We start from the raw sequence: 23,724 nt of genomic DNA, 5'->3' as shown, positions 1-23,724 counted from the left end.
GACTTGACCCGCCGTGCTCTGCATAATGCCGACGCGGCATATTATGTGTTATCCCGAGTTCGGGATAAGACATACTCCCTCGGCGTGATGTCGACGCGGACGTCGTTCCATTCTTCCGTCGGCAGTTCGGCCAGCCGCCGTTCCATCAGCGCCTCGCCGGTCGAGACGATCTGGATGACGGCGGCGTGGCCGTCCTCCAGATCGCGGGTGATCATCCGCATCAGCGTCGGCGTCATCATCGACGTCAGGAGATGACCGAAGAACCTCTGTTTGGCCGATTCAAAGGCGCTGCGGGCGGCGGACTTCGCTTGACGGTTCAGCGTGCCGGAAGAGCCCGTGACGTTGGCCGCCTCCATCGCCGCATCCAGATTGTTATGGATGATGGCGAAGGCGGCGGCATAGGCGTCGTAGATGCGGACTTGTTCGGGGGTCAGTTCATGCTCGACCAGTTCGTATTCCACGCCGTCGAAGCTGAGCGATCGGGCGGTATAGAGGCCGAGTGCGCGCAGGTCGCGCGCCAGTACCTCCATAGCCGCGACGCCACCCGCCTCGATCGCCTCGACGAACTCGGCGCGCGTCGAGAACGGGAAATCCTCGCCGCCCCAGAGGCCTAGCCGCTGCGCATAGGCGAGATTGTGGACCGTGGTGGCGCCGGTGGCCGAGACGTAGACGACGCGGGCATTCGGCAGCGCATGCTGGAGCCGCAGGCCGGCACGGCCCTGCTGCGAGGCGGCGACATCGCCGCGTTCTCCCTTGCCGCCAGCGGCGTTCTGCATCGAATGCGCCTCGTCAAAAATGATCACTCCATCGAAGTCAGAGCCCAACCATTCGACGATCTGCTTGACGCGCGAAACCCTCTCGCCACGGTCGTCGGAGCGTAGCGTGGCATAGGTTGTAAACAGGACGCCTTCCGGCAGCGTGATGGGCTTGCCCTGCGGGAAGCGGCTGAGCGGCGTGACCAGCAGGCGCTCCATGCCGAGCGCGCTCCAATCCCGTTGCGCGTCTTCCAGGAGCTTGTCCGACTTCGATATCCAGACCGCCTTGCGACGGCCATGGAGCCAGTTGTCGAGGATGACGGCGGCCGATTGCCTTCCCTTGCCGACCCCGGTGCCGTCCCCGATCATATAGCCTCGCCGGAAGCGCACGGCGTTCTCTGCATCCTCGGGGGCGGCGGTGACGACATCGAAGGTGTCGTCCATCATCCACGATCCGGCAAGGTAGTCGGAATGGGCCTCGCCCGCGTAGACGATGGTTTCCAACTGCGCATCGGAGAGCAGTTCATGGACATTGGCCGGCAGATGCGGCCGATAGCCGGGCTTCGGCGGTGCGACGCTGGCCATCGCCGCCGACTGCACCAGCCTGGTCGGATGGGCCTGAGAGCCGGGAATACGGATCGCCTGCAGTCCGTATTCCTCATAGATGGCGTCGGAGATGCGCTCATCCTCGGCGGCCTGCCAATCGACGGTCTCATAGGCGAGCGGCTGGCCCTCGGGTTCCGCCATCGGCGCGGCCGGTGCGGATCTCGCGGCACGGTTCAGATAGCCGCGCACGCTGCGGGGCGCGGGCGCAGCAGCGACCGGCACGGCGACGGACGGATCGACGGCAAGCCGCGCAGGCAAATATTCGTCGAGCCAGCCCATCAGCGTGGCGACATCCGGCGCGGCACCGGGAGCGACCGGGAACACAGCCGGATCGTCGGCGGGCCGTTTGTCGATGACCATGAGCCGCGTCGGGAAGGTCGTGCCATGCCTGGCATAGACCGAGCCGTCGATGGCGGCGGAGAAGACGACGCGTCCGCGCCCCTGCAGCTGGGTGAAAGCGTCGGTCCAGGCCGGATTGTCGGGGGCGAAGTTCGCGCCAGTGATCGTCACCAGCCGGCCGCCGGGCGCGAGACGCGCCAGCGCAGAGGCGACATGGCGATAAGCCGCATCGGCAACGCGGGTCTCGACGTTGGCAAGCACCGAGAACGGCGGGTTCATCAGCACGATGGTCGGAACCACGACCGGATCGAGATGGTCGTCGATCTGGGCGGCATCGTGCCGGGTGACGGGGATGGCCGGAAAGAGGGAGGAGAGAAGACCGGCGCGCATCTCGGCCAGTTCGTTGAGCATGAGCGCGCCGCCGGCGATCTCGGCGAGGATAGCGAGCAGGCCGGTGCCAGCCGATGGTTCGAGCACGCGGTCGGCTGGCGTGATGGCGGCCGCCGTCGCGGCGGCCAGGCCGAGCGGGATCGGGGTAGAGAACTGCTGGAAGGTCTGGCTTTCCTCCGAGCGGCGCGTATGCGTCGGCAGGAGGCTGGCGATCTTCGCCAGCGCGGAAAGCCGTGCAGCCGGAGAGCCGGCTTTACGGAAAATCGCCTTTCCGTATTTGCGCAGCATGAGGACGGTCGCGGCCTCGCAGGCGTCGTAGCCGGACTTCCAATCCCAGGCACCGCTGGCATCGGATGCGCCAAAGGCGGTTTCCATCGCCTGGCGCAGGATGACGGCATCGACACGCTGGCCGCGCTCGATATGGGGAAGCAGCAGGCCCGCCGCCGCGAAGATGGCGGCGGAAACATCGGTGTCGGAGACAAGCGGAAGCGGCGCGGTGGCGGAGACCGCCGCGGATGCGGAAATCATGGTCATGGGAAAAGCCTCGGGAGAGCGGGACAGGATCGAGCCCGCGCAGCGCTCTCTCTCGACCGCACTGGCTCAAACCCGTCCCGGCCTTTCTCTGCCTCTCAAGAGGCAAGCGTGACTGGCATGACAAAAGCGCCCCACCGGGAAGCGGGGCGCCCCATATCGTTCAGTCTATCGCCTGGAATATCTCGGACGCCTCGGGATGGCCGTCCAGATAGGCGTGAAGACGGCCGTACCCCTCCGCGAGCAGGTCGGATTGATACCGGAAGGAAAGATGCGAGAAGGTGAACAGCATGGTGATGATGCCTGCCGCCTCCGCCGAGACCTCGCCGCGATATTCCGTGATCTCGCTTTCGATCCGGTAGCGCGGTTTGGACGCCGGAGCGAGGAACAGCGGGCTGCCCTCGTATTCGTAGAAATTCCAGAAGCCGCCGCCATAGTCGCGCGGGCTGAGCCGGTCCATGAATGTGTAGACCGCGTTCTCGGCGATGATCAGCAGCGGCAGTCCGAACAGCGTCGGCAGGAACATCTCGCGGCGATGATCGGGGACAAGCGTTGCGAGGGGAGATGTGATCGCTTGAGTGGTCATGGGGTTCATTCTCCGGAGAGCGGAAGGGAAAGATCCGGACAGCGCTCTCTTGCCCGTCCGGACCCGTCCCGGCCCCACAGCCCTCTTCCTCTCAAGGTTTCCAGAGACCGTCGGCGATCTCGCGGGCGATCATGGCGCGGGCCTTCCTCATCACGTCGTCGCCGCAGGTCTCGGGATGAGCGAAGAACCGCGCGCCGGGACCGTTTCCGGTCCAGTCGGCGTAATAGCAGTAAGCCCGGTCCATGAGCTGGAGGGCCCTCATGTCGGAAGCCCAGTGCGGCTTGGGCTCCACGACGACGGTCATACCGTCCTGGATCTCCTCCCATGGAAGCGAGCGATCCTGGGGGGTGGCGATCTTCGGCAAATATCTCGTCGAGCGTGATCATGCCGGACCTCCGTTCGCTTGCCTCGGAAGGACGCCGGCCGGATCGTCAGGGTCCGGTGGCAAATAGGCGTCATAGGGATTGCCGTCGGTCAAATGGCCGAACGGGATGAAGATATAATCGCCACTATCGCGGCCGACCGCGCAAAGGACATAGCGCGGCTCGCCGGTGACGGCATCCAGGCACTCCATGAGGGCGAGATTGCCGTCGCCTGCGGCACGCAGGAGCGTGTTGAAGTTGGTGCGGGCATGTTCGGGGATAGCCATTGCTGTTCTCCTGAAACGGGAAAGCCCGGCGCGACGACCGGGCGATGTTGAGAAAATGCTTCGGTAGGATGGGTCAGGTTTTCGGGGTGAGCGCGGTGCGAGCGGCGTCGCGCCAAAACGGATCGACCAGTCGGCCGGCGAGCACATCCGCCTGAAACCGCAGGTTCTCGGCTGTGCCGGAATTATCCCATCCCGCCTCAAACGAGGCCTCAGCACGCAGGCGCGCGACTTGCGCGGCAACGTGGCTCGCCTCTTCGTCGGAAAGGGTGGGAGGGCACCATCGAATACTTCCGCCGCGAACTTCGCCGACAAGGGCCAGCCGCTGTTCATCGTCGAGGACGGTGAACAAGCGCAGCGTGAAGCTCAAGGCGCCATCGGCATCCGAACCAAGGTCGTTTCTGGCAATCCTGTCATGAATGACACCGATAGCCTCTTCGATTGATGCACATCCGTCGATGACCAGCGCGTGCTGGACGCAATATGTGCCAAAAACCGGATCGTCCTCCGGATACTCAACGATACCCGAGCAGACGATACGCAGCGGCGAAGCCTCAATGATCGAGGGAACCGAAAAGGCGTTCACGCCAGACCCATCGAAGAAGACTGCAAGGAATTTGCGAAGGATATTGGTCATACGGGGTTCTCCGTGACAGGCATCGGGAGCCTCTCTCCCGAATTCCGACCCGTCACCAACGAACCGACCGCGCTCTCCCTCTTGCCGGTTGCCCCAACGCCGGTGGCGGCATTGGGACAGCATGAATCTACAACAGATCACGGCAGATTGTGAAAATGAAAAACCCGGCACTCCTTGACGGAGGCCGGGCGATCGACGGCAAAAGGTGGCGGGGCGACTGGAGCCGCCCCGCGGATGTGACCTATTCGGCGGCAACCAGGTGCTCCGGCTCCTCGCCACTGGCGTCGTCGTCCGAGGCATCCTCATCGTCATCTCCGGCGAGGAAGTCCGGCAGCGTCGTTTCATCGCCGTCCTCAACGCCTGCCGACGGCTCCACGGCCTGATCGGCGTCGAGATCGGCAAGGCGCAGCGGCTCCGGCAGCCAGCCGGTATCGGCCAGCAGGCGCTCGGCCTCCTTGGCCATGTCGCCCTTTTTCAGATGGGCAATCAGATCGGCAGCACGGTCGCCGGCACCTTCGCGGACGGCTGCGAGGATGCGGGCCTTAGGAACGCGGCCGAGGTAATTCTCGACCGTGGGCTTCCAGCCTGCCTCCGCCATGTCGAGATCGACGGCACGGGCGAGACGGTCGGCTTCGTCCAGACGCTGCCGGATGCCATGCTCGGTGATCGTGGTGCCGTTCGGCTTCTCGTAGAGCGCATTGACGCCCAGCGCCGCGCAATGGGCAAACAGCGCCGCCTGCTCGGTGCCGTCCAGGGAGACGAGCCAATCCCAGAGGGCGTCCTCGTCCTTCGGCATGCGCTCCTCCCAGGCCTTGCGGCGCTCCAAGATGGCGCGCGCCGCCGGCGTATCCTTCAGGCCCGTCGCCTGAAGGGAGAAGTCGGTGCTGCGAACCGAGACCGTCATGGCCGGGCCGTAAGAGCTGAAGCGGGGGAAGACGTCCCTGCAGAACTTGTGCAGGACGGCAAGGAAAGCGACCGAAGGATCGTTCGCTATCTTGTCGCGCAGCGCAAGCGTGCGTTCGGCCGTCAGTTCCGTCACCAACCTCTCGGACAGCGGCTTGATGACGTCGACCTCATCCTCATCCTCCGGTTCGGGCTGCTGCCCGCCGATGGTGATGACGGCACGATGGACGACGGGGTCGGCCGGTGCGTCGGAGCCTTCGGCTTCGGCATCTCCGTCGGGTTGGGCGCCTTCGATCTCGACCGGGGCCTCGTCCTCCGGACGGACATGGCCGCGATCGATCAGAAGCTCGCCTTCGCCGTCGATGCTGACGAAGACGCCGGCGCATGCCATTTCGGCCGGATCGTAGATGACCGGACGCTTCTCGAAGGCTTCGAGCGCCGTCTCGATCTCGCCAAGCCGCTGGTCGATCTCGTCCGGCAGCTCGTCGGCGCCTTCGTATTCGGCTTCGATCCGCTCGTATTCGTCGCGAAGCGCCTGGCGGGCGGCCCGCTCGTCGTCGGTCAGATCGGCGAAAGTGCTGGCGATGGCGCGCAGGCCGCGATCATAGCCGTAGGGAAGATTGATATCGACGGCGATCCACTTCCAGCCTTCATTGGCGATCTCGTCGGCGATGGTCTTCAGCTTTTCGGAGACCAGCCCGTCGAGCAGCGGCACGTCCTCCAGCCAACCGCCTTCGTCGGCCTGGAACAGGTCACGCAGGACCGGGCCACCGGCGGCGAGATAAGCGTCGATGCCGATGAACCGCGCCCGCTTGTCGGAAGCGGGAACGGTGGTCTCGGTCAGCAACTGGCGGATATACCAGGGCTGGCGATTGTAGGAATGCTGGATGGCGTCCCAGACCTGTTCCTGGCGGGCATGGTCGGGATTGACGGTGAACGCTTCCAGTTGCGCCAGCGTCATGCCGTCGTCGGCATAGATGTCCAGCAGGACGGGCGAGACGCCGGCAAGCCGGAGCCGCTGCTTCACGAACTCGGACGTCGTGAAATAGGCGACGGCGATCTCCTCGTGGCTCATGCCCTTCCGGTGCATGTCATGGAAGGCGCGGTACTGGTCGAGCGGATGGATGCCGACGCGCTGGACATTCTCGGCAAGGGAGTCGTCCTCGGCGAGAATCCTGGTGCCCGGATCGCGCACGATGCACGGCACGAGGCCGTCCTTCGGAAAACGCTTCGTCTTCACCAGCCGCTCGATCGCGCGGTAGCGACGGCCGCCGGCCGGGACCTCAAACAGGCCGGTCTCGTTGCTGTCGGCGTCGAGAACCGGACGGACATTGAGACCCTGGATCAGATCCTCGCGGCGTTCGATGTCCTGGGTCAGTTCCTCGACATTGGCGTCGGGACGGACACGCCGGATGTTGGCCTCGCTGAGCACGAGCTGGTTGAAGGGAATGTCACGCGAACGCGAGAAGACGATTTTCTTGGCAGCTTTTGCCATGGTGGTTTCTCCACGACGGGCGTCGAGAGCCTCTCTCTCAACCCTGAACCCGTCACGAAGCAAAGCGCCGCCCTCTCACTCTAAAGAGGGCAGCGCCAACAAAACCGGCGAAGCGGAAACCCGAAGATCCGCATTTCCGGCTTCGCGTATTGCAGGCGGATCGGGCGCATGACGAACAACCTGCCGATCATCCGGCTCGGCGAGCGGCGGCCCGCTATTATGGTCGGGCGGAAGGGAGCGCCCGGTCATGGCGCACCTCCGATTCCGGCCTCGGCACGACACGGACCATGCGCCGGACGACGACGGGCCGGGTGTCGCCGGCCTGGGCGAGCCGCTCGATCAGGGCGAGGTCCGCATCGGAGCACGCGCCGCACCCCTCGATCTCGACCCAATGGCTGGCCTTCCCGACATAGGCACCGCCGAGGCGGTGACTGTTGAGGATATGGAGGCTTTCGCCCGGATCGATCGGCCGGGCCTGCGAGGCGAGGAAAAGGATGCCCGAGCCGAGATTGCCGCAAAAGAGCAGCTCGTCGGCTTCGGTTGTGTTCTGCCCGCCACCGGCCTTGCGCTTGCCGATCTGGCGGAAGGCGTCGGCGAAGGTTGCCGGGTTGCGGGTGATCCGCGCCGCGCGCTCCTGATGGAAGACCCATGGCGGCCTGTAGGGATCGAGCTTACCGACGGCGATCTGATGGAGGAAATCGGCAAAGCTTGCCGGATCGGCCGGATAGGGGCAGGTCCGCCAGATCTCGCGGACGCGCTGGCGCAGCGGATCGGGCAGCGCGAACAGCCGCGCGCGGCCCTTGCGCCACCAGGCCGCCCGCCGGCTGCGGCGCTCGCGTTCGGCTTCATCCCACCCGATGGCGCGGCGGGCCATTTCCTGGTCGACGCTGTGCTGCCCGGCGGCGATGTCGGCGGCAAACAGCGGCAGCGCCTCGCGTTCGAGACGCTGCTTGCGCAGGAACGCCGCGCGTTTGCGCGACGTGTCCCCATAGGCTTCGGGCCTGTGCCCGCGATGGAAACGCATCACGCGGCCCTCCTGTCGATGGCGATATCGGGCTCCACGGCCGGGCGCTCGTCTTCCGGCAGGAAGGACAAGATCCAGTCGGCCGCCTTGCTCGCCTGCGAGGCGGCGCGGACGATGACACGATTGTCGGCGCGCATCGTTTCGATCCACGCCCCGATGTAATCGCTGTGCCGCACGGTCGGGACGATCCCGGTGGCCGCGCAGCAAAAAGCGCTGGAAATTTCGGCCACGCATTCCTCGAAAAAATAGGGCTTTGAGCCGAAGGAACCGGAGAGATCACGGTTGAGCCGGCTATGGTGGCCGCTCGCGTGACTGACTTCGTGGAGCGCAGTTCTGTGCCAGTTGATCGGCTCGAAATAGGCAGCCGGCGGAGGCACCTGGATATAGTCGAGCGCCGGGACATAGAACGCCTTATTGCCGCCGATGCGGAAGTCGATGCCGGTTGCCTTGATCAGCGCCTCGACCTTCGGCTCGATCATGCCGGGCGGCGGCGGTGGCGTGACGGCCCCGATCTCCTCGGGCAGACCTTCGCATTGCGCCGTGCTGAAGACGGTGAATCTTTTCAGGAAGGGGATGGCGTGGGCTTCCTCGCCGGTGTCGCGGGCACGCTTCTTCTCGTCCTCGGGAACGAAGCGATCGGCATAGACGACGGTGGTGCCGCGCTCGCCCTTGCGGACGTTGCCGCCGAGCGAGAGGGCCTGACGAAAAGTGAGCCAGCCCTGGCCGGGGAAACCATGCTCGATGACGGCGCCCCAGAGGATGAGGACGTTGATCCCCGAGTAATTTCGTCCGGTCGAGGCGTTTTGCGGCAGGCCGAGCGGCGCTTTCGCAGCGGAGGTTCCCCAGGGCTGCACCCAGGGAATGCGCCCGGCCTCCAGCTCGGCGATGATCTTGCCGGTGATTTCGTCGTAAAGGTTCGCCAGGTCCGCGCCGGTGCGCGCGCTGCGGTCATATCTGGACATCGCGGTTCTCCGCGACGGGCGCCGGGAGCCTCTCTCCCAGCCCTCAACCCGTCACGGAAAGCCGGTCCGCACTCTCACTCTCAAGGGGGCGTTGCGGGGGTCCCCCGCTTAAGAGGGTGCGCCGGCAACGCAGTGCCGGCCAGGGAGAAGGCTTCCCCCCACAAAAACGAAGCAGTGCAAAAACGTAGATACGGAAACTCGTGGAAACGACAGTCCAGAATTCAGCCTCGCAACCTCGGCCAGCAATTTCAAACCAAAGCCTATGCCGCCGATAGCATTGAGACGATGCCGTCATGCGTCATATTGCGCGAAGTTGAGATCGTAGACGAGACTGTCGATGGCGATGCCGGTCTTGTCGCAGAATTCCAGCATTTCGATCCAGGGATTGCCGCCGGGATCGCGGTCCCACAGACGCACCACATATTGCTGGTAACCGTGCCCTTCGGTGATATCGCCAAGGCCATGATGCTCCAGCAGGTTCATACGCTGGCGTAGTTTGGTTTTGCCCAGGCTGAATGCACCCGCCACATCCTCAGCCGGCAGATCATTGACCTCCCGCCGTCTCATCCGTTCCGCCAGCTTGATGGCGAAGGCACGTTCATCGAGAGGAAGCTCCTTCAGCTTGTCGATGAAATCTGCCAAGCCCTCGACCTCCTCGTCGAGGTTCATCGAATCGGTAACGTCGAACACCTCCCCGTATCTCTTCAGCGTTTTCGGATAGGTCGGCAACATGGCTTGAGTCGTATCGGTAACCTGCGCGATGAGTTGCCGTTCCGCCCGCTTGAAACGGCCTTCGTGATCGGCTTTGTATTTGCGCAGCACATCGACCGTATAGGTCTTCACGTTCGGCATGTGGTCGATGATGTCATGGTGCTTGCCGCAAACGAGAAGCAGGTTGTCGAAGGCGCGGCGGTCTTCGTTGCTCATCTTAGCATCGAAGCGCGGCCCACCTTTTTCGGCGGCGCAGATATGGGCAATCTTGCCCAGCATGGAGCCGCTTGTATCGACAAGCTGCTCCTGGCAATCGGGGATAGCGCACTGGTTTCCGCTATAGGCGAAGAGTTTCTTTATCGTGGAAGGTGTCGGATCAAGTCGTTCGACCGGCTTCTTGGCCATAAGTGCGGAACCATCATTCTGAAAACGGACTAAAGCGTATATTCGATAGCTGTTTTCTGGCCTGTACGCCCGGACATTGCAACAAGCCGGGGAACGACGCCTTCAGCCGTAAATCCGTAAAATCGTGGATCAGGGTTTCAGGAATCGGACAAAACCGCCTCCCTGGTGAGCTTCTGGGCGCGCAGGCAGGATAGGAATGCACGCCGCCAACGAGATAACGGAAACGCCAAACGTGGCAAAGCTTCCGACAACGGGCGCTGGAAAACTGGCTCCGCATACGGCCGGCCTCTTAAATTGACCAGCTAATGCTCCTGCAGGTGCGATACTGCTTCATAATCTTCGGTGGGGCTGATTCGGTGAAATGGCGGAGAAACCATTCAAAAGGACACTAAAGCGGGCTGTCGATCTGGAAACGATGCAGTCGATTTCAAGCGATGAATTGATGGGGCTGCATAAGGACGCTTATCAAATCATCCGGAGATTGGCGACCAGAGCCCGACTGGACAGAAAACCACGATATGTGTGCGGTTTGTGCGGGCACGCCGTTTATGCCCCAAGGGAAGGACGTACCGGGCGGCCATACTGGAAGCATCATCCCGGCGCTCCTCAAGATTGTCTATGGTGGACGGGTACGCCATCCGACGTGGATACCGTCAGCGCTCGCCAGTTTCAGGGGGTCCAAGAAAGTCCCCTGCACGCCAGGATCAAGGGTATCGTCGGCGAACTACTGAGGGCAGACAATCGGACTCAGGACCAGAGTGTGGTGATCGACGAGTATCTCATAACCGAGACTGGCAAACGCCGCCCGGACGTTCGCGCCGTATACGAGGGATCACCAATAGTCGTGGAAGTCCAACTCGCGACGACCCAGATCCCGATAATCATTCAGCGCGAGGATTTCTACGATGGCGAGTCCTATCGCCTCCTTTGGCTAACATGGAATTTTGAACCGCCGAGCGAGAATGGGCGCCTTCTTAGCTCTTTCGAGGATATATTTTACTCCCACAACAAAAACCTATTCTCGATGGATGACGAGACGATCCGCCTATCCCGGCAAAATCATGAGGTCGTGCTTCGTGTATTCTGGATGGGCGAGAATCTGTGGAAGTCGAAACTTGTCACACTGTCCGAATTGAACTGGTTGCCGAGCGGTCGTGCGTTTGCAGTTGCGCCGGCGCCGCCCTGGCATGAAGATTTTCTCACACGATGGCGAGCGGCCACGGGCGATCACGGGACACAGTGGCCCGAGCGTGGCCAGTTGCTTTTTGAGTTAAGAGATAAACTGGCACTTTCGGATATCGATAGCCGTGGCCTTGAGGAGGCTGACACAGACGCATTGATCAATTGCCTGCTCTCGCTATTAGACGGTAAACCTGTCGGATCACGGCAGAAGAATCTCGTAGAAGTTCTGAACACATTCCTTAATGTCGAACGGCGGCACCGCTTTGCCCGCCTTCTCCGCCGATTTGCCGAACTTTGCGATCGGAAATCGATACTCGACGCCAGAAGCGTTCAGAGCAAACTGGCGCTGGCATTCGCGACGGAGCAGGATGCTCCGGATAGCCTTACCGGGCGAATCGCCCTTGCCCTTTTTCCCGAGGTTTTTGTTTTGAACAAGAAGCACGGGGAATACGCTGGCAAGCCGGAAAGCCGGATGCCGTCAACATCAAGATTGTAGGGTACAGGGGGAGGAATTTGTCCGGACCATCAGAAAAAACAATACGAAGGCTGTTCGCGCTATCTGGAAATGTCTGCGCCTTCCCAAACTGCTCCTCGCCAATCGTCGAGACTGCCGGAACGATCACAGGAGAGATTTGCCATATAAAGGCGCAAAGCACAGGTGGTCCGCGTTTCGACGAGACGCAGTCGGAGGAGGAACGTCATTCCTTCGACAATCTGATCCTCCTCTGCCGGCGACATCATAAGATAGTCGATACGGAGCCCGACATATATTCGGCCGACGCGCTGCAGCACATCAAGAGCATCCGCGAGTCCGAGCTCGGTCGCCCCGAACAGGCGTCGGACGTCTTTTATGCAAAAATACTTTTGAATGCGATGGGTCGCATTGAGGTTAACAACAACAACGGGAACGTGGTCATCGCCAGTCCGGGCACGATCATAGGCAGCACCGTAAACGTCAAGACATCAGGCAAAACCATAAAATACCAACCTGCGGCTGGGACCATCGGTGCCAATCAGGATGCGAGCCGGTATATTCAGTACCTGATCAGCCGCTACAATGAATTCGCTTCGGCGGACACCTCGCGTGCGACCAAATTCAACTACGGTGTGATTTCAAAGAATATCGAGACCAATTTTCGGGCGCCATGGCGCTCGTTGGCAATGGAGGATTTTCCCCGCGTCTGTGAATATCTTCAACAGCGGATCGGAAGAACACGGATTGCCAAATCAAATACATCCAAGGGTCGACGCTGCTTCTCAAGCTATGAAGAGTATGTTCGGGGAGAAAAACCCTAAGCGTCCCGGTTGCGGAAATGGCGCAGCGGAATGGTGGGCTGATCATGGCGCCAAGGCCTGGAGTGCGGAGCGCTTGTGAAGTTTTCTCTCGGCTCCGACTGCCTCACTTGAAGGTCCCAACTTATGAAATTCAGAACCGGTATTTTGCGACCCTGAAGAGACGAATATTTCCTCGATGTATAAGCAACGGACAGGATGATTGTGACATGGACGACAAAAACGAACTCACAATGTTTTAAAAACATGAATAAATTCAATGACGAACAAGGAGACGCAAAAAAGAGGCGTCCGTGCCATGTACTGATGGTATTAATAGCGCTGTGTGACATCAAGAAATTCTCATGAGTGACGTGGCCGAATCGTTTTTGGAATCTCACGGCCCGGCGCTGTCCAGCGTCGTCAGCCAACACCTGGTTGAGATGCTCCACATTTCGCCAGTTGCGGCGCGCAAGCGGGTTTCCCGCATCGGAGCCGAGGTCAAGCGACTTGGCTATCTCACGTTTCCACGCAAAGCACGTTTTATGTATCTGCAATCCCAGTTTGGCTCGCCGATCTATTGGGAAAAGCTGATCGATGCACTGCTGGGTTCTAGATCGGCCTACGGCCTTGCCATCGCCGCACTGCGTCAGCGCGGCGGTCTGATGCCAGCAGAGCACTTTCCAATCGCTTGCGGCGCTCCCATCAAACAGTCACGGCACCTGTCGCCCGAAACGATCTTTAAACGCTTGAATGAAGCTGGTCTGCTTGAGAGAGTTGAGGTGTCCGGCCTCGGAGATTGCATTGCACTGGTTCAGTCGCCAGGACACTATGAATTTCGGGCATCGGATGTACGGGTCCGGCTGATTACGGAGGGATTTCTCCTGACAGCCGTACGCGATTGGGTGAGAAAGCTTGGCATCGTCAGTTATGACAAGGTTGTGACGCGCGACGGCGAGAACCGGCCAATGGTAGGAACATTCGCTTGGGATCTGACCGCGCCATCATATCTGGGATTCATGACGAAAACCGGGAAGGACGGCGACGTACCAGACCAGGAAATGCAACGTTGGCTTCAGCACAATGTACCGGTGCTATACAAGGCTGCCCGGGCTCACCCGGAATGGAAAAACCTGAAGCTCCGTTTTGAGTTCTGGACGACAGGTTCACTTTCGGAGCAGGGGAAGTCGATGTTCGAGACGGCGCGGAAAACCGTAAAGGAATCGCGTTATTCGCTCGAAATCCGTGCAGCTCCGGACATCCTGAAAATCTGCAACGCCACAAAAGATGATGGCCTTGTCATTGCCTTCCGTAAGCACTTCATGAAGTATAGCGACAAGGGCACGCAATCCTAAATCTCATGCGCCTTGACTGAGCAACCGACACCTGCAAGCAATGCCTGCAGCCGAGCCGCACGGCTCTTCGGAACGGCGATGGCAAGCAAGCGCTCCGCCCGTGATGCTGCGACGTAGATCTTGCGAGCATCCTCTTCACTTCCCACAGAGGTGCCGCTTTCCAGGAACTCGATGATCCCGCCGGCAGTTTTCGTTGTCATCACCACGCATACGGCCGGGAACTCCAGCCCCTTGACCGAGTGAATGGTTCGGGCCGGAGGGGAGTCTGATGGTGTGCCCGCCAAAGTGGCGGACAGATCGGCATGACTGCGAAGTCGATTGCTGATGGTCGACGAGCCGACCAAACCCGGTCCGAGAAGATTGCGCGCTCTTCCCAACCACTGATCGGCTGTTTCTCCTGCTGCAAAACCAAGTCCGTTTGCGATCGCTATGATCTCCGGTCGCCATCGACCGTCCTCAATATTCTGACCCGCCAAATGGGAATGATATTCACCAAGTGAACTGATGCGGTTCTGTACAAGAAGGATGATGCGATGGAGGTTGACAAGCGCATCACGCCGGTTTCCGACCGCGAAAGCAAAATGATAGTTCATCGCCGCTTCCGCCAGAAGAAGTGTCATGTGATTGGTCGGCTTGAGCGTCGGCTGACCGATGGCTTTGGCGCCACTTGAACGCGTCGATGCGAGTACAGGCGCGGCCTGAAGCGGGATGCCTAGATCATCGACGAGCTTCCGAAAAGCCGATCCTATCATCGACGAAACACCGCTGCTACCGTAAGAGAATACGTGAACGGGCGTCAGATCATTGCGGTGGCGGCCTAGCGGCTGGTCTGGATTGGAACGCGCGGAAGGAGGCCGAAGTCCCACGATGGCCGCGCAGATCGCTGGCGTCGATCGGAAATTCCCGCTCATAGGGAGCCGGTCTTGCTGAGAGAACGTCTTTGCAAAATTTTCCAGCTCGTTGGTTACACCGCCTCGAAATTCATAGATGGATTGATGAGGGTCACAGATTACTTTCACAGGAATACCGGACTGCCGAAGCCAGTCGACGATAGCCAGATCAGCGGGATTGCAGTCCTGCGCTTCGTCGACGACAATTTCCCGGAAACGTCCGGCCAGCGCAGCTCCAACACGTGTTGCGAATGATGCATCTGCCAGGCGGTCGCGAACGCAAACTCGTACGTCCTCGAAATCAACAAGCCCTAGCTTCTTCGCGTTTGCGATGACCGTCCGAGCGCGCGCTTCATGCGCCCCTATATTGCGGCTCGCAACATCGAACCCCTCTTCTTTGGCGAGGCCCGCGTCGACTTTTCCCGTGCTGCGGTCGAAGCACTTGAGAGGCAGGCTCTGCGCGCCATCAAATGAAGGCTTCACCTCCCAATCGCTCTTGTCAGGAATGAGTTTTGGCACGCGATCGCAACCCGGTATTCCGAAAGGAGCGATTAGGAACTGCCAAAGGAAACGATCGAACGTCCCGATAAAACTGGGGAACAGGGGAGAAGGAAGAACGCCGAAGGTCCGCAGACGAGCCTCCAGTTCATCGACTGCTGCATTTGTGAAAGATAGAAAGGCGACTCCGCGGCGGTCGTCGCAATTTTCCAGCAATTTGCGTGCGCGTTCCACCACGGTTCTGGTCTTGCCCGCGCCGGGACAGGCCGTGACGAATGCAGGACCAGGGTGTCCGATGATGGCCAGTTGCTCGCCGGTTGGCAGATATGAATTTGCCGTCAAGGAATGACCACCTCGTCGATCGCCTTTGCAATGTAGTCTGGAACCTTGAAATCCTCTCCATCCTCGATCAGGCGAGCCAGGATTTGGGCAAAATCTCCCTTTCGGGTTGTCTTGAAAATTGAATGAATACGCTTTGCCCTCTCGTCACCGGAGAGAGCTACGGCCGATTCCCATTTTTTCTTGGATTTCGGGTGAAGCTCCAGAAATGCCTTGCGCATTATGGGCTCGTTGCCGCCCTCCAAGAGTTCCGTTTCCAGCGAATAGGTGCTTGTTACCACAGCGATGTGGTCAGCCGCGCCGAGACTGTCCGCAAGTGCCTCCAGCGCAGCTTTCCGCGCTTCTCCAGGGATCGGAGGCTCCGGTTGGCTTTTCTCCTCCGATGCAGCCTCTGCTACAGAGGCAGCTTTCTCCGTGTCCGGAGCGGAAGAGGTTCCGCCATCTGCGGGCGTTGTGTCTGCGTGCTTGGTGTCATCGTCCTCGTCATCCTTCGGCAGTGCCCGATCACCATCCGTAATGATGACAACGCGATCGGCAATGCGAGCACCGTCGATGGATGTCAGCAGCAGCGTGGCGTAAGGGCCGAAATCGACACCGTCGATCGGGACGAAAACGGCTGAACGGAACAGGCGAAGCTTGTCCTCCTGGCCCTTGAGCGTGTGATGTTTAGCGATCGTCGGCAGGAGCAACGCTTCTGCGATGCCTTCCACGAGCAAGACGCGCCCACCGAACAGAAGCGCGGCCTTGGTGACGTCAAGATAACGATCAACTTTTCGTCGTTCCAGCGCATCAAGCGCCATCTTCGAAAGCGGGATGCATTGAGTGGATCTTCGCAGCGCCGCCGCCGTCATCGTGACGGCTAGTGAATCGCTGTCCGAAGTGCTGCCGCTTGTAGTCGTATCGGCGCTGAGCCCCGTCTCGATGACGGCGGCATCCGCCTCGACGGCTTGGATCGCGGGCTTTGTTTCAGACGACTCCGCAGGTGCCACAACGGATTTAAAGACGACAAGCCGATCGCTGCTGACCCAAGCAGAAAGATTGGGCGAATGGGTGGCAACGACAACCTGCAATTCGCCGGCAGGAGAATGATCCGCCGGCGGCGAGCTTCGAGACTGCGCGGCCTGGTCACGTAAGAATGCGAGCACGGCGGCTTGGAGTTGGGGGTGAAGGTGAGCTTCGGGCTCTTCCACAAGGAAGAGCGTCAGGTCTGCGCTGCGTACCTTCTCAAGCTCCACCGCGATTGTCGCCATGAAGAGAAGGTTTGCGTAGCCGTGCCCCGAATAGCGAAGGTCTTCGGGATCGACACCGTGGTCGGCCAGTTTAAAACGAAGATCGCGGGCGATATCGACGAGCGCTTCATCGGTTGCGAAGCCCAAAGAAGCAGTCTGTCGTCGAACGCCTGACGTGAGCGCTTTGAGGCCCTCATCAACAGCCCCATCCACCTTCGCAAGGACTTCGTGTGAATGAGATCGAGAAAGTTCCTTGGCGAGCTGCGTCGAGGTCGTACCCTCGAGGAAATGATTCAGGAGAGCCAGGATTCGAGTGGGATTGCCTGAAGCCAACGATCTCTTGGCATCGCGCAGCGGCGGCAAGTAAACGTGACGAACCATTTCGTGGCAACCCGGCTCCGGCGAATTTCCATCTCGTCCGGCCCAGACGACAGGCTTGAAGCCCACTCTCGCGCCGTCAAAACGTAGTCCGAAACATGCCCGCGTCAGGGTCGCATCGGTTGCAGCCGATATGAAGCGCCCTTGCTGTCCAATCGTCAGCCCTTCGAAATAGGCTTCCAGTTCAAAGGTGGTGGATGTGCTCTGAAAACGCACGTCTGTTGCTTCGCAATAGATGTCTCTCCGCCCTCCCAACGGAGGCGTCAGAAGACGCAAGGCATCGATGGCGTTGCTTTTTCCACCATTGTTTTCACCGACAAATACCGTGAGATCACTTTGCAATTCGATCTCGCCGACATCAAATGAACGGAAATTTCGCAGCTTAAAGTTCTTGAGATACATTCGAAAGCCCCCGACTCAATATCATAAGGCATTCAGTACAACTTCTCGATAGCATTGCACTGACGCGAGGGTTTCGGAATACGCTGAAACCTTGAAGGGAGCCTTGAACGGGACTGACCGTGACGGGATCACGATCGGCGCCTGAACCATTGTTGGCATTGCTGCACGCATATTCCGATCTGGCAGGCCGCTCTGCTCGTATCGGGCGACCTAAAGCACAGGAGAGCTTCAGTTGCGCTTGAGCCTGATCAGGACTTCAGCATCTTCTCGATGACATACATGGGCAGCACCAGTCGCATCGAATCCGGCAGGCGCACAAACCCGTTGCCTTCGTAGAAGGCGGCAGCGCGCTCACTGATTGCGTCAACGACCAGCATCGACGAACCGATAGTCGAGGCGGAGGCGTAAGCACGCTGCACGGCGTCGGCGAGCAGGATCGCCCCTAGGCGTTCCCCTTGCCGTGCGGTCGATACCGCAAGGCGCCCGACCAGCGTGGCGCTTACCAGCGGATAACGCGGGATATGCTTGCGGGCGGCGACGGGAACGTCGCCCTGCGGCAAGCCCGTCGCGCAGAGCGTGTAATAGCCGAGCACCGTTCGGGGCTGCTCCGGTTCGATGAGCATGAAGACACCGTTCGCCTTGCGCCGTACGTCTTGGCTCGCCTGCGTCCGCAGATAACGGTCGAGGCCGTCTACCCCGCACGAAAAGGCATCGCGATCATGGTCGGCCGCGAGCGGCACGATCTGCAAATCCGGTTGGGAGGATGCCATTCTTACGGGGTGACCCGGCGCTTGTGGTCGGCGAACGCGCGCTGAAGACGATCGCTCGGCGCCGGCGGATTGATCAGCGCATTGAAGAAAGCCTCGCGGTCCCGGTCGGAGAGCACGAGCATTTCATGCTCGGCAATCGTCCGGCGTGCCGTGTCGGCAAGCGCCGTCACGCAGAAGTCGCTCACCTTGCGCTGCGAGAGATACGCGGCACGCTCGATGAGATCCTTCGTCGCTTCGTCAATCCGGAACCCGAGCCGTTCTACCCGGCCCGGCGCGTCCTGATGTAGTCTAGTCTGTTTCTGTGGCATGGGTAGTGACCTGAGCAAGTTTTCATTCCTTCGAATATGTACATCCATTTGACTAACAATGCAAGGCCAACTGCCGCCGGGGACGGAGTGCAGCTTTTTGCCTTGCACCATCATGCTGCCCGCTTTTCTTCCTGCTCGGGAAGTCCAGCCTTGTCCTCTTCATCCAGCAGGGAGGCGATCTCCTCGCAGGTGCGGGTGACGGCGAGCTTCAGAGCCTCGTCGATATGCACATAGCCCTGGGTCACGCTCTGGGCGGCATGGCCAAGCAGTGCCCTGATCGTCAGTTCGGAGAAGCCGAGATCGCCGGCGACGCTGCCGAACGTATGACGCAACGTGTGCGGCGTGATACCCTTGATCCCGACGCTGGCGCAGAGCCTGAAGAGGCAAGCCTTGGCCGCCGTGAAATGCCCGTCGGTAATATCGGACGGGAAGACATAGGGGCTTTTTCCGCGAATCGGCTGGCCGGCAGCGATCTTCGCGGCGGAAGGACCGATCGCACGAATCTGCGCATCCCCCTTGGTGTCGGGGAAGGCGACATAGCCGGCATCGGCATGGAGCCAATGCCGTTGCAGGCCCTGCCCCTCGGAGATGCGGAAGCCGGTGAGTGCCAGGAACCGGACGATGGCGAGCGCCACCGGGTTTTCACCGTCGCGCTCCGCATGACGCATCGCCGCGCCGAGCTTCCTGATCTCGGCTACGCTGAGGCGCCGCTGCTTCTTGTTGCCCGCCAGCTTACGCGCTCCCCGGCTGGGATGGCTTTCCAGCTTGTCGAGACGAGCGGCATGACCAAGGATGCTTTGAAGGGTTCCGACAGCGCGGGATGCAACGCCGGGTCCGCCGGTGGTGACGCCGCCTCGGCCCTTGCCTCGCGGCTTCGCCGTCTTGCCGGCCACGATATCGGATTGCATCCCCTCGATGTCAGCTACCTTCAAGGTGTGGGCGAGACGCTTGCCAAGGAGCGGCTTGATGTGCGTTTCGATGCGGCTCTTGTCCATGGCAAGGGTCGACTTCTTGATCGGTCGATTGCGGCGGCCGAGGATGCGACCGGCCTCGGCCTCGGTGAGATACCAGTCGCAGAGATCGGAAACCGTGGCCTGCTGGTGGGCATTGTCGTCAGTATCGGCCGGGTCCTCACCGGCAGCGACCGCGCCGAGCTTGATCTTGGCTTCATCACGCGCGTTCTCGACGGTCATGATGCCAAAGCGGCCGATGTTGATGCGGCGGCTTTTCCCCTCGGCGTTTCGGTACTGGATGATGAAGGTCTTGACCCCGGCCTTGGTCACGCGGATGCCGAAGCCTTTCAACTCTCCATCCCACAGGAATGCTTGTCCCGTAGCCGGCGCTTCCAGCGCCTCAACGGCCTTCTTCGTCAGTTTGGCCATGTCGCTTCCTCGCTTGATCGCTCTGCTTACACGGCTTGATAATAGCACCCGTGTAAGCAATAAGTAAGCAGTGTAAGCGAAATTTTCGGTCTATCATGGCGAATGATAGCGAATAGAGATCAGACTAACACTATGATTTATAGTATATTTTCGCGATTTTGGATAGTGTGGCGTACGATCAGCGTAATCTTGCCAAGGTTGGGGTCGAGGGTTCGAATCCCTTCGCCCGCTCCAGTTTTTCTCCAGATCAGGTTTTACGAAGGCTGCCGACAGGCGGCCTTTCGTGTTTCAGGGCAGTATTTCTGGAAATGGACTATTGCTAGAGCAGCTTGAACGGCAGGCCTGAAACAAGCACCTTTATATAGCGTTTCTTCTGAAAATAGCCGTTGAGTGAAATACGCGGAATCGCTGCGGCTGGCATAACACCTGTTTGCTGCAGCACACCGGGCTGGGTGGTCACGCCCACATCGAACCCGCCTTCTGAAACCGCCCCAATCTCGCGTTCGCCAACGGCCGCCTTCCATCCATATGGATAGGCAAAGGATCGCGGCCTGTAACCAGCATAGCCTCCTACTGATTCGGTCGAGTCAGCGATTTCCTTGGCCAGTCTTTCGTCGTCGACACGACGTAAATTGACATGAGTGACAGTGTGCGCGCCAAGATGCACAAGCGGATCGAGCGCAAGAGCGCGCAATTCCGATGGGTTCATCACCGATTCATCGACAAGGGAAATTGCGTCGATCCCGACCGTCTGTGCAGCTGCATCTATGCGGGCTACTGCCTCGTCTTCGTCGAAACACTGCATGAACTGCACAAGCTGGGCAAAGGCCGCTGATTTCTGGGCCGGAGTTGCTGCGCGCACATCGAGAACACCGCCGCCAAAGTCGAACTGGAAACTGTCGGCCTCCGTCACCAGAGCCGCAATCGTCCGCCACCACATGGATCGCTTGCGTTCCACGAAACCCGTCGTGATGAAAATCGTGTAGGGAATGCTGTATCTGGCAAACACAGGGGCCGCGAAGTCTGCATTGTTCCGATAACCGTCGTCCAGCGTGAAGGCGACATATTTCCGGGTGCTGCCTTGTTCGGAAAGCAGCCTCGGCAAGTCATGCAAATGCACCGGCACAAGGCCCGCTTCCAATGCCGCTTCTATCGCCATTTCAAGCGTTTGCGGCGTAATCGAAAGAATGGCGTTGGGGTCTGACCGATCTGTCCCATCTTCCGGTTTGACGTGATGCATCGTGAAGACGACACCGCGCCCACCGGCAGAAGGGAAAAGCGCCGACGCACCGGAAAAGGCAATAGCCTCCAGCCCCGCACGGATCAGCGGATATTTCAAACTGCCCTTAATAGACCGCAGCGACATCTTCTCGAATATACTTCCCCCGAAGGCCAGACTTGGCGCGGGATCGTGCGCCAGCCGTGAACCCCTCTCGCCTATAGCAATTTCATCTCGCCACGTGAATTGCTTTCGCCGCATCTTATTCCTAGAGCGCATTTCGATCTGATTGAATCAGATCGGCGCTCTCAATATTTGTTTTGAAGCGCATCCCGAAAACCGTTTCACACTTTTCGGGATGCGCTCCAGCAAAAAGGCCGCACGCAAAGCGTACGGCCTTTTATCATTTTGTTCGTTAAACTTGACGCTCAAAGCGAAGTCGAGCTCTTCCACCAGTCGGTTCCGCCATCATGCGCATACTGGTCAATTTCAGCCAGTTCCTCGGCACTGAATTCCAGTCCCTTCAAAGCACCCAAAGAGTTTTCAAGCTGCGCGACCGAGCTTGCCCCGATGAGCGAAGAGGTGACGCGCGGATCGCGAAGCGTCCACGCAATTGCCATCTGGGCCAAAGTCTGTCCACGACGCTCCGCAATGACGTTCAATGCCCGGATGCGCCCCAGCAGTTCTTCGTTCTCTGCGCTGGCTTTCAGGGAGCCGCCCTGATTCGCCCGCGCACCTTCCGGAATGCCGTTCAGATAGCGCGATGTCAGCAAACCCTGAGCCAGCGGCGAAAACACGATGCAACCGGTGCCCAGTTCATCCAGCGTATCGAGAAGCCCATTCTCGATCCAGCGATTGAACATGTTGTAATTCGGCTGGTGAATGAAAAGCGGCACGCGCTCTTCCTTCAGGATCGCCGCCGCCTTCAGCGTCAGTTCCGGCGAATAGCTCGAAATACCGACATAAAGCGCCTTGCCCTGGCGATGCAGATGCGCGAGCGCTCCCATCGTCTCTTCCAGAGGCGTCGTGGCATCGACACGGTGCGAATAGAAGATGTCGACATAGTCGAGACCCATCCGCTGCAGCGACTGGTCGAGACTGGCAATCAGATATTTGCGGCTGCCGCCAATGCCACCGTAAGGCCCCGGCCACATGTCCCAACCGGCTTTCGATGAGATAATCATCTCATCGCGATAAGGTCGAAAATCGCTGGTCATGATGCGACCGAAGTTTTCTTCGGCAGATCCGGGAGGCGGGCCATAATTGTTCGCTAGATCGAAATGGGTCACGCCCAGATCGAAGGCGCGACGGAGAATCGCGCGACCGTTTTCGTAGACATCCCGGCCACCGAAATTGTGCCAGAGGCCAAGCGATATCGCTGGCAGGTCGATACCGCTCCGACCGGTGCGGCGATAGATCATATCTGACTGATAGCGATCAGCCGCTGCAGAATAATGCATAACGCATCTCCATGAGTGAAATGGTTTGACCACGCATGGAAGACAGCGCCGATCCCATGCATAACAGGTGTGACGCATATTTGATCCCGAAGGGGAGCCGAGGCAATGCTAATCTGCTGAGTGTTACTCAACGAAAGAATGACGAATAATCAACAACGGCTCTTAACGTGATCCGACTTCCTCAGCGACCACCAATTTCGCGAGGCCCTGATCTTCGCGGATGAGATCGATGAGCCGTCGCAAACCAGATGGAACCTGTCGTCTGCTCGGATAATACATGGTCAGGGGCGGACCTTCCGAAGCCCAGTCCGGTAGCACGGCTTCAAGCGCACCTGCGTCCAGGTAGTTCTTGACCAATGGCTCCAGACAATAGGCAAAGCCGATCCCGCCCAAAGCGGCTTCCACAGCCTGTTCGGTTTCATTGGCGCAAATCGGTCCTTTCACATCGACCCGGCGCAAGGAAGCACCGTTCCCCAATTCCCATGCATATCGGGAATTGTCCCCGAGCCTCGTCTCTATACACGGCAAGCGGAGCAGATCGTCCGGCGTTTCGGGGCACCCTGCCCTTGATATCAATGCCGGAGATCCGACCACAATCCATTGCAAGGGACCGGTCAGCGCAACGCCAATCATATCCTGCGGCACCCGATCACCATAACGGATCCCCGCATCGAAGCCCTCAGCGACGATATCAACCATCTGGTCATCTATAGTGATGTCGAGATGCATATCGGGATAGGTTTGCGTATAGCGCGGTAAGATGGGCGCGATGATCAGTCGTGCAGCATCGCGCAGCGCGTTGAGCCTTATGCGCCCCGATGGAAAGTCGCGCTGACTGGTCAGAGCTTCCAAGGCCTCCCCTATCGTCCGCAGTCCGCTTTCAAGTTGTGTCGCGAGTGCCGCACCGGCTTCGGTCGGCGTGAGGGAGCGGCTGGTACGGTTGAGCAATCGCACACCCAAATCCGCCTCCAGTTTTTTCATACGATGACTGATAGCTGAGGTTGTTACGCCGAGCTCGATTGCAGCCATTTTCATGCTTTTGCGGCGTAC

The 23,724-nt window shown here is 59.8% G+C and carries 20 protein-coding genes and 1 pseudogene; 3 read left to right on the top strand and 18 right to left on the bottom strand.

Annotation, left to right across the window (positions count from 1 at the left end; genetic code table 11):
* Positions 1-65: 65 nt before the first annotated feature.
* The 10 genes and pseudogenes from KWJ32_RS25960 to KWJ32_RS25915 all read right to left on the bottom strand — a co-directional run.
* Positions 66-2,624: pseudogene (locus tag KWJ32_RS25960) on the bottom strand (strawberry notch family protein); the annotation flags it as partial.
* Between the two features lie 160 nt (positions 2,625-2,784).
* Complete coding sequence (locus KWJ32_RS25955; protein ID WP_256886502.1) at positions 2,785-3,207, bottom strand: antirestriction protein; 423 nt, start codon at positions 3,205-3,207, stop codon at positions 2,785-2,787.
* Positions 3,208-3,298: 91 nt separating this feature from the next.
* Positions 3,299-3,511 (bottom strand): hypothetical protein, encoded by a 213-nt coding sequence (locus KWJ32_RS25950; protein ID WP_346016098.1) that lies wholly within the window; start codon positions 3,509-3,511, stop codon positions 3,299-3,301.
* 78 nt (positions 3,512-3,589) lie between these two features.
* A complete protein-coding gene (locus KWJ32_RS25945) occupies positions 3,590-3,856 on the bottom strand; it encodes a DUF6117 family protein (protein ID WP_256886501.1) in 267 nt (88 codons plus the stop codon).
* Between the two features lie 73 nt (positions 3,857-3,929).
* Positions 3,930-4,490, bottom strand: a complete 561-nt coding sequence (locus tag KWJ32_RS25940; protein WP_256886500.1) for a hypothetical protein — start codon at positions 4,488-4,490, stop codon at positions 3,930-3,932.
* Positions 4,491-4,731: 241 nt separating this feature from the next.
* Positions 4,732-6,888: a ParB/RepB/Spo0J family partition protein gene (locus KWJ32_RS25935; protein ID WP_256886499.1), complete on the bottom strand. Its 2,157-nt coding sequence runs from the start codon at positions 6,886-6,888 to the stop codon at positions 4,732-4,734.
* Positions 6,889-6,963: 75 nt separating this feature from the next.
* Positions 6,964-7,137, bottom strand: a complete 174-nt coding sequence (locus tag KWJ32_RS25930) for a hypothetical protein (protein WP_256886498.1) — start codon at positions 7,135-7,137, stop codon at positions 6,964-6,966.
* Complete coding sequence (locus KWJ32_RS25925) at positions 7,106-7,912, bottom strand: hypothetical protein (RefSeq protein WP_256886497.1); 807 nt, start codon at positions 7,910-7,912, stop codon at positions 7,106-7,108. Before KWJ32_RS25925 ends, KWJ32_RS25930 begins: the two co-directional genes overlap by 32 nt.
* On the bottom strand, positions 7,912-8,874 hold the full coding sequence (locus KWJ32_RS25920; RefSeq protein WP_256886496.1) for a zincin-like metallopeptidase domain-containing protein: 963 nt from the start codon (positions 8,872-8,874) through the stop codon (positions 7,912-7,914). The genes KWJ32_RS25925 and KWJ32_RS25920 overlap by 1 nt, the downstream gene beginning before the upstream one ends.
* Before the next feature lie 291 nt (positions 8,875-9,165).
* On the bottom strand, positions 9,166-9,990 hold the full coding sequence (locus KWJ32_RS25915) for a hypothetical protein (protein WP_256886495.1): 825 nt from the start codon (positions 9,988-9,990) through the stop codon (positions 9,166-9,168).
* 361 nt (positions 9,991-10,351) lie between these two features.
* On the opposite strand from KWJ32_RS25915, the gene KWJ32_RS25910 reads away from it, so the two are divergent.
* The 3 genes from KWJ32_RS25910 (at position 10,352) to KWJ32_RS25900 (ending at position 13,799) form a co-directional block, all read left to right on the top strand.
* Positions 10,352-11,668, top strand: a complete 1,317-nt coding sequence (locus tag KWJ32_RS25910) for a DUF6035 family protein (RefSeq protein ID WP_346016097.1) — start codon at positions 10,352-10,354, stop codon at positions 11,666-11,668.
* Between the two features lie 17 nt (positions 11,669-11,685).
* Entirely contained in the window at positions 11,686-12,468 is a 783-nt protein-coding gene (locus tag KWJ32_RS25905) for an HNH endonuclease signature motif containing protein (protein WP_256886494.1), read from the top strand.
* 341 nt (positions 12,469-12,809) lie between these two features.
* Positions 12,810-13,799: a hypothetical protein gene (locus tag KWJ32_RS25900; RefSeq protein ID WP_256886493.1), complete on the top strand. Its 990-nt coding sequence runs from the start codon at positions 12,810-12,812 to the stop codon at positions 13,797-13,799.
* On the opposite strand, the gene KWJ32_RS25895 is transcribed toward KWJ32_RS25900, so the two are convergent.
* From KWJ32_RS25895 to KWJ32_RS25860, 8 genes are all read right to left on the bottom strand, one after another.
* Positions 13,796-15,529 carry an ATP-dependent helicase gene (locus KWJ32_RS25895; RefSeq protein WP_256886492.1) on the bottom strand — a complete coding sequence of 578 codons (1,734 nt, stop codon included), beginning with the start codon at positions 15,527-15,529 and terminating at the stop codon, positions 13,796-13,798. The genes KWJ32_RS25900 and KWJ32_RS25895 overlap by 4 nt on opposite strands.
* Positions 15,526-17,535, bottom strand: a complete 2,010-nt coding sequence (locus KWJ32_RS25890; protein WP_256886491.1) for an AAA family ATPase — start codon at positions 17,533-17,535, stop codon at positions 15,526-15,528. Before KWJ32_RS25890 ends, KWJ32_RS25895 begins: the two co-directional genes overlap by 4 nt.
* Before the next feature lie 248 nt (positions 17,536-17,783).
* Positions 17,784-18,305 carry a GNAT family N-acetyltransferase gene (locus tag KWJ32_RS25885; protein ID WP_256886490.1) on the bottom strand — a complete coding sequence of 174 codons (522 nt, stop codon included), beginning with the start codon at positions 18,303-18,305 and terminating at the stop codon, positions 17,784-17,786.
* A 2-nt stretch (positions 18,306-18,307) separates the two neighbouring features.
* Positions 18,308-18,613, bottom strand: coding sequence for a DUF1778 domain-containing protein (locus KWJ32_RS25880; RefSeq protein WP_256886489.1), 306 nt, complete (start codon positions 18,611-18,613; stop codon positions 18,308-18,310).
* A gap of 110 nt (positions 18,614-18,723) precedes the next feature.
* Positions 18,724-19,995, bottom strand: coding sequence for an integrase family protein (locus KWJ32_RS25875; RefSeq protein ID WP_256886488.1), 1,272 nt, complete (start codon positions 19,993-19,995; stop codon positions 18,724-18,726).
* 319 nt (positions 19,996-20,314) lie between these two features.
* Positions 20,315-21,361 carry a polysaccharide deacetylase family protein gene (locus KWJ32_RS25870; protein WP_012091383.1) on the bottom strand — a complete coding sequence of 349 codons (1,047 nt, stop codon included), beginning with the start codon at positions 21,359-21,361 and terminating at the stop codon, positions 20,315-20,317.
* A 281-nt stretch (positions 21,362-21,642) separates the two neighbouring features.
* On the bottom strand, positions 21,643-22,674 hold the full coding sequence (mgrA, locus tag KWJ32_RS25865; protein ID WP_040129103.1) for an L-glyceraldehyde 3-phosphate reductase: 1,032 nt from the start codon (positions 22,672-22,674) through the stop codon (positions 21,643-21,645).
* A gap of 162 nt (positions 22,675-22,836) precedes the next feature.
* A partial coding sequence (locus tag KWJ32_RS25860) for a LysR family transcriptional regulator (RefSeq protein ID WP_256886487.1) occupies positions 22,837-23,724 on the bottom strand: 888 nt, incomplete at its 5' end.

The sequence above is a fragment of the Ochrobactrum sp. BTU2 genome (assembly GCF_024539785.1).
In the GTDB taxonomy this organism is placed as follows: domain Bacteria; phylum Pseudomonadota; class Alphaproteobacteria; order Rhizobiales; family Rhizobiaceae; genus Brucella; species Brucella anthropi.
Note: the sequence above shows the minus strand (reverse complement) of the source record. Positions and strands in the feature narration are given on the sequence as shown.

What these genes read in the sequence shown, in the direction of transcription:
- KWJ32_RS25910 (WP_346016097.1), top strand. Translation starts at nt 10,352, where the DNA reads ATGGCGGAGAAACCATTCAAAAGGACACTAAAGCGGGCTGTCGATCTG.
- KWJ32_RS25935 (WP_256886499.1), bottom strand. Translation starts at nt 6,888, where the DNA reads ATGGCAAAAGCTGCCAAGAAAATCGTCTTCTCGCGTTCGCGTGACATT.
- KWJ32_RS25900 (WP_256886493.1), top strand. Translation starts at nt 12,810, where the DNA reads ATGAGTGACGTGGCCGAATCGTTTTTGGAATCTCACGGCCCGGCGCTG.
- KWJ32_RS25940 (WP_256886500.1), bottom strand. Translation starts at nt 4,490, where the DNA reads ATGACCAATATCCTTCGCAAATTCCTTGCAGTCTTCTTCGATGGGTCT.
- KWJ32_RS25925 (WP_256886497.1), bottom strand. Translation starts at nt 7,912, where the DNA reads ATGCGTTTCCATCGCGGGCACAGGCCCGAAGCCTATGGGGACACGTCG.
- KWJ32_RS25880 (WP_256886489.1), bottom strand. Translation starts at nt 18,613, where the DNA reads ATGCCACAGAAACAGACTAGACTACATCAGGACGCGCCGGGCCGGGTA.
- KWJ32_RS25870 (WP_012091383.1), bottom strand. Translation starts at nt 21,361, where the DNA reads ATGTCGCTGCGGTCTATTAAGGGCAGTTTGAAATATCCGCTGATCCGT.
- KWJ32_RS25930 (WP_256886498.1), bottom strand. Translation starts at nt 7,137, where the DNA reads ATGACCGGGCGCTCCCTTCCGCCCGACCATAATAGCGGGCCGCCGCTC.
- KWJ32_RS25920 (WP_256886496.1), bottom strand. Translation starts at nt 8,874, where the DNA reads ATGTCCAGATATGACCGCAGCGCGCGCACCGGCGCGGACCTGGCGAAC.
- KWJ32_RS25885 (WP_256886490.1), bottom strand. Translation starts at nt 18,305, where the DNA reads ATGGCATCCTCCCAACCGGATTTGCAGATCGTGCCGCTCGCGGCCGAC.
- KWJ32_RS25915 (WP_256886495.1), bottom strand. Translation starts at nt 9,990, where the DNA reads ATGGCCAAGAAGCCGGTCGAACGACTTGATCCGACACCTTCCACGATA.
- KWJ32_RS25950 (WP_346016098.1), bottom strand. Translation starts at nt 3,511, where the DNA reads ATGACCGTCGTCGTGGAGCCCAAGCCGCACTGGGCTTCCGACATGAGG.
- KWJ32_RS25890 (WP_256886491.1), bottom strand. Translation starts at nt 17,535, where the DNA reads ATGTATCTCAAGAACTTTAAGCTGCGAAATTTCCGTTCATTTGATGTC.
- KWJ32_RS25955 (WP_256886502.1), bottom strand. Translation starts at nt 3,207, where the DNA reads ATGACCACTCAAGCGATCACATCTCCCCTCGCAACGCTTGTCCCCGAT.
- KWJ32_RS25875 (WP_256886488.1), bottom strand. Translation starts at nt 19,995, where the DNA reads ATGGCCAAACTGACGAAGAAGGCCGTTGAGGCGCTGGAAGCGCCGGCT.
- mgrA (WP_040129103.1), bottom strand. Translation starts at nt 22,674, where the DNA reads ATGCATTATTCTGCAGCGGCTGATCGCTATCAGTCAGATATGATCTAT.
- KWJ32_RS25945 (WP_256886501.1), bottom strand. Translation starts at nt 3,856, where the DNA reads ATGGCTATCCCCGAACATGCCCGCACCAACTTCAACACGCTCCTGCGT.